The 4,864-nt window shown below is 68.9% G+C and carries 6 protein-coding genes; 3 read left to right on the top strand and 3 right to left on the bottom strand.

Translation table 11 applies throughout. The features are described 5' to 3' along the window. The 3 genes from VB739_RS16190 to hisF form a co-directional block, all read right to left on the bottom strand. A partial coding sequence (locus tag VB739_RS16190; RefSeq protein WP_323358043.1) for a class I SAM-dependent methyltransferase occupies positions 1-275 on the bottom strand: 275 nt, incomplete at its 3' end. Then, on the bottom strand, positions 262-588 hold the full coding sequence (locus tag VB739_RS16185) for a hypothetical protein (protein ID WP_323358042.1): 327 nt from the start codon (positions 586-588) through the stop codon (positions 262-264). The genes VB739_RS16185 and VB739_RS16190, both read right to left, overlap by 14 nt. A gap of 80 nt (positions 589-668) precedes the next feature. Next, positions 669-1,466 (bottom strand): imidazole glycerol phosphate synthase subunit HisF, encoded by a 798-nt coding sequence (gene hisF / locus VB739_RS16180; protein WP_323358041.1) that lies wholly within the window; start codon positions 1,464-1,466, stop codon positions 669-671. 43 nt (positions 1,467-1,509) lie between these two features. On the opposite strand from hisF, the gene VB739_RS16175 reads away from it, so the two are divergent. The 3 genes from VB739_RS16175 to VB739_RS16165 all read left to right on the top strand — a co-directional run. Then, the gene (locus tag VB739_RS16175; RefSeq protein WP_254990562.1) at positions 1,510-1,722 is read left to right on the top strand and encodes a DUF2862 domain-containing protein; all 213 of its coding nucleotides are present in this window, start codon (positions 1,510-1,512) and stop codon (positions 1,720-1,722) included. Between the two features lie 12 nt (positions 1,723-1,734). Next, positions 1,735-2,727 (top strand): chlorophyll synthase ChlG, encoded by a 993-nt coding sequence (gene chlG / locus VB739_RS16170; protein WP_323358040.1) that lies wholly within the window; start codon positions 1,735-1,737, stop codon positions 2,725-2,727. After that, positions 2,724-4,864: PBP1A family penicillin-binding protein (locus VB739_RS16165; RefSeq protein WP_323358039.1), on the top strand; the 2,141-nt coding region annotated here is incomplete at its 3' end. The genes chlG and VB739_RS16165, both read left to right, overlap by 4 nt.

Here is a 4,864-nt window from a genome sequence, read left to right as displayed (position 1 = left end):
GCCCGGCGGCGGGCGATCGCCAGGGGCGCGGCGGCCGCATCGAGGCCGAGCACCAGCCCGCCGGGGCGGACGCGGGAGGCCAGCACCAGGGCCAGATCGCCGGTGCCGCAGCAGAGATCCAGCAGGCGCTGGCCGGGGCGGGGGCGCAACCAGAGCAAGGCCTGCCGCTTCCAGAGGCGGTGCAGCCCCAGGCTGAGCAGATCGTTCAGCTGGTCGTAGCGGGGGGCTATGGCATCGAACAGATCGCTGATCTGGTCTGGATCAACTCTCGCCAAGGCGGGGAAACAGGGAGTCATCCCATGGCAGCACGATCGCGTCCAGGCTGACGCCCGCCGATTCAAGCTCGGGGGCCGTCAGGCCGCGGGCCTCGAGGCGGACCGGGCTGGTGAAGGTGAGCACCATCACGGTGGCCAGGCCCACGGCCGCCGAGCAGACCATGCAGCCCGCCAGCATCAGAGAAAACTCGCGGCGGTCGGTGGCGGCCTGCATCAGCTGCAGCGCCCAGGCCACAAGGGCGATCACGACCACCACCACCACCAGCGCGATTGCCGTGAACACGGGCGTTGGCAGCAGCAGGAAGGCGTTCACCGATGCACCACGATTCACAAACGTCCTTCCAATGTTACGGGGAGTGAAGGGGTCGATGCGATCGGGTCGCCTTCGCCGCTTCAGGCCGTGGGCCGTGGGGCCAGCAGGGGCCGGACCGGCAGGCCCCGCCGCAGCAGGTCCAGCTTGATCTCCTCCACCGTGAGCACCCCGTCATGGAGCAGGGAGGCCAGCAGAGCGGCCGAGGCCCCGGCCACCTCAAGGGCGGCGGCGATGTGATCGATGCAACCGGCGCCTCCAGAAGCGATCACAGGCACCTCGACCGCCTCGACCACGGCCCGGGTGAGGGCCAGATCGTATCCCGCCTGGGTGCCGTCGCCATCCATGGAGGTGAGCAGGATCTCCCCAGCGCCGAGCGCCACCACGCGCCGGGCCCAGGCCACCGCATCGAGGCCGGTGTTCTCCCGCCCCCCCTTGACGAAGACATCCCAGGCCGGCGGTTCATCCGGCTGTGAGGGGCGGCGACGGGCATCGATGGCCACGACGATGCACTGGCAGCCGAAGCGATCGGCCCCGGCCGCCACCAGCTCCGGGGTGCGGACCGCCGAGGAGTTGAGGCTCACCTTGTCGGCACCGGCCCGCAGCAGCTCCGTGATGCCCTCGACGCTGACGATGCCGCCGCCGACGGTGAAGGGGATCGTCACCGCCTCGGCGGTGCGTTGCACCATGTCCACAAGGGTGGCGCGGCCCTGGTGGCTGGCGGCGATGTCAAGAAAGACCAGCTCGTCGGCGCCGGAGAGGCTGTAGCGACAGGCCAGTTCCACCGGGTCGCCGGCATCGCGCAGACCGACGAAGTTGACGCCCTTCACCACTCTGCCGTCGGCCACGTCGAGACAGGGGATGATCCGCTTGGCGACCACAGGTTCACTGTTAGGGTTGCGCCACTTTCTACTCGCGCCGGACATGGCCCAGGCTGGCATCACCATCGGCTCGAAGGTGCGGGTCACCCGCGTGCGCGATCGCATTCCGGCCGATCTGGTGGCGGCCCTCAAGGCGGATGCCACCGGCACGGTGAAGGATTTCCGCGTCACTGATGGCACCGGAATCGGCGTGGTGGTGGAGCTGGGCGGTGGCACCACCACCTGGTTCTTCGATGATGAGATCACCCCTGCCTGAGACGGCCCACCCATGAGCCAGAGCCCCGAAACCAACGCCGGTTCACCAGGCGTTTCCGGTGGCGCCCGGCAGCTGCTCGGGATGAAGGGCGCCAGTGGCAGCTCCAACATCTGGAAGATCCGGCTGCAGCTGATGAAGCCCGTCACCTGGATCCCCCTGATCTGGGGGGTGATCTGTGGGGCGGCCGCCTCAGGGAATTTCCACTGGACCCTGCCGGAGGTGGGGGCCTCGGTGGCCTGCATGCTGATGAGTGGCCCTCTGCTGGCTGGCTACACCCAGACGATCAACGACTACTACGACCGCGACATCGACGCGATCAACGAGCCCTACCGGCCGATTCCCTCCGGCGCCATCCCCCTGGGCCAGGTGCGGCTGCAGATCATCGTGCTGCTGCTGGCCGGGCTGGCCGTGGCCTGGGGTCTGGATGTCTGGGCCGGCCACAGCACCCCGGTGCTGCTGCTGCTGGCCCTGGGCGGGTCGTTCGTCAGTTACATCTACTCGGCGCCCCCGCTGAAGCTGAAGCAGAACGGCTGGCTGGGCAACTACGCCCTGGGCGCCAGCTACATCGCCCTGCCCTGGTGGGCCGGCCAGGCCCTGTTCGGCCAGCTCACCTGGGCCACGGCCCTGCTGACGCTGGCCTACAGCCTGGCAGGGCTGGGGATCGCCGTGGTGAACGACTTCAAGAGCGTCGAAGGCGACCGGGCCCTGGGTCTGCAATCGCTGCCGGTGGTGTTCGGCATCCAGCGGGCCAGCTGGATCAGTGCCGGCATGATCGATCTCTTCCAGCTGGCGATGGTGGCGGTGTTGATCGCCATCGGCCAGCACTTCGCCGCCGTGCTGTTGGTGCTGCTGATCGTCCCCCAGATCACCTTCCAGGACATCTGGCTGCTGCGTGATCCCGTCGCCTTCGATGTGAAGTATCAAGCCAGCGCCCAGCCGTTCCTGGTGCTCGGCATGCTCGTCACGGCCCTGGCGATCGGCCACAGCGACCTGACCCTGCCATGACCAGGGTGGGCCCGTCCTCGGCCACCACCGGCCCCCGCCAACCCGGCGAGCCCCCGTCCAACCGGCCAGCGCGCCGCTCCAACTGGCGCCTGCTCGGACCCGCCCTGGCGGCGGCCGCCGCCGGCGGGTTGGTGGCGCTGGGCCAGACGACCGTGGTACAAAGCCTCGACGGCCTGCTGCCCGATGCGGGCCGCATCACCAGTTTCAACCGGCCGGGGACGATCACGATCCTCTCCTCCGACGGCCAGGTGGTGCTCAAGAAGGGGCCAGCCACCCGGGAGAAACTGCCCGCCGGCAAGATGCCGCTGCTGATCCAGCGCGCCTTCGTGGCCGCCGAGGACCGGCGCTTCTACCAGCACGACGGCATCGATCTGCTCGGCATCAGCCGGGCCCTGCTGCGCAACCTGCAGCAGGGCGCCGTGGAGGAAGGGGCCAGCACGATCACCCAGCAGCTGGCGCGCACCGTGTTCCTCAGCCAGGACCGCACGATCATGCGCAAGCTCAAGGAGGCGGCGCTGGCCGGGAAGATCGAGCGCCAGCTGAGCAAGGAGCAGATTCTCGAGCAATACCTCAACTACGTGTATCTCGGCTCCAGCGCCTACGGCGTCTCCGATGCCGCCTGGATCTACTTCTCCAAACGTCCCGACCAGCTCACCCTGCCGGAAGCCGCCCTGATCGCCGGCCTGCCGCCGGCCCCATCGGTGTATTCACCGCTGGTGAATCCGGAGGTGGCCCTGCGGCGGCGCTCGGTCGTGCTGGGGCGCATGCGGGAGGCAGGTTTCATCGACAACGCCCAGCTGGAGCGGGCCGAGGCCGCCCCCCTGGCGCTGAAGCCGGCCGAACCGAAGTTCTTCTACAACCCGGCCCCCTGGTACACCAGCTGGCTGGAGCAGGAGCTGCCCAAGGTGCTCAGCAAGGAGCAGCTGGAGGTGGGGGGCCTGACGATCCGCAGCGGCCTGAATGCAACCTGGCAGGCCGAGGCCCAGAAAACAATCGACAGCTACGCCACCGGCAACATGGAGGGCGCCCTGGTGGCCATGGAGCCCGGCACCGGGCTGGTGCGGGCGATGGTGGGCGGCAAGGACTTTGAGAAAACCCAGTTCAACCGTGCCTCCCAGGCCCTGCGCTCACCGGGATCCACCTTCAAGCTGTTCATCTACCTCACGGCCCTGAAATTGGGCATGAAGCCCGAAGACACGGTGCTGGATTCCGCCCGCTGTTTTGGCAGCTACTGCCCCAAGAACTTCGGCAACCGCTACATGGGCCGGGTGAGTCTGGCCACGGCGTTGCAGAACTCGCTCAATATCGTGGCGGTGGGGCTGCTGCAGAAGCTCGGCTACGACCCGGTGATCGCCACCGCCAAGAGCCTGGGCATCCACCGGGAGCTGGGCCGTTATCTGTCGATGGCGATCGGCTCCAACGACCAGACGGTGCTCGACATGACGGCGGCCTACGCGGCGCTGGTCAACCGCGGGGTGTACATCCAGCCGCTGCCCTTCGAGGAGATCTTCGGGCCGGACGGGGAACTGCTGTGGTCGCGCCGGGCCAACGGCCCCCGCGGCACCCGGGCGGTGAGCAGCGACATCGCCGACGCGATGGTCTGGATGCTGCAGCAGGTGGTGCAGGGCGGCACCGGCGGCGGCGCCGCCCTGGCCGACCGGCCGGTGGCCGGCAAGACGGGCACCTCCGAGGGGGCCCGGGACCTGTGGTTCATCGGCTCGATTCCCCAGCTCACCACCGGCGTCTGGCTGGGGTACGACAACAACCGGGGGACGGGCACCACCAGTGTCCTGGCCACCTACGCCTGGCGGACGTTCATGGAGCCAGTGACCAAGGGGATGCCGGTGCAGAAGTTCCCGCCCAAGCCCGTGCTCACCGGCAGCTTCAAGCCGGTGACCAAGCCGAAGAGCACCGAACGCGACGCCCGGCCCGAGGACAGCGGCAGGCGCGACAGCCAGCGATGGGAGCCACCGGCGCAGGAGCCCAGCCGCACCACCCCCCCCGAACGGGAGCTCCCCATCGAGAGCCCCCCGGTGGAGAGCGAACCAACGCCACCGGCAGCGCCGAACAATCCCGTGGCGGCTCCCCGCTCCCGCGATGCCGCCGTGCCGCCTGGCTGCAGCATCATGTGCTGGTG

The organism is Cyanobium gracile UHCC 0281, from assembly GCF_034931305.1.
GTDB classification, from domain to species: domain Bacteria; phylum Cyanobacteriota; class Cyanobacteriia; order PCC-6307; family Cyanobiaceae; genus Cyanobium; species Cyanobium gracile_A.
Note: the sequence above shows the minus strand (reverse complement) of the source record. Positions and strands in the feature narration are given on the sequence as shown.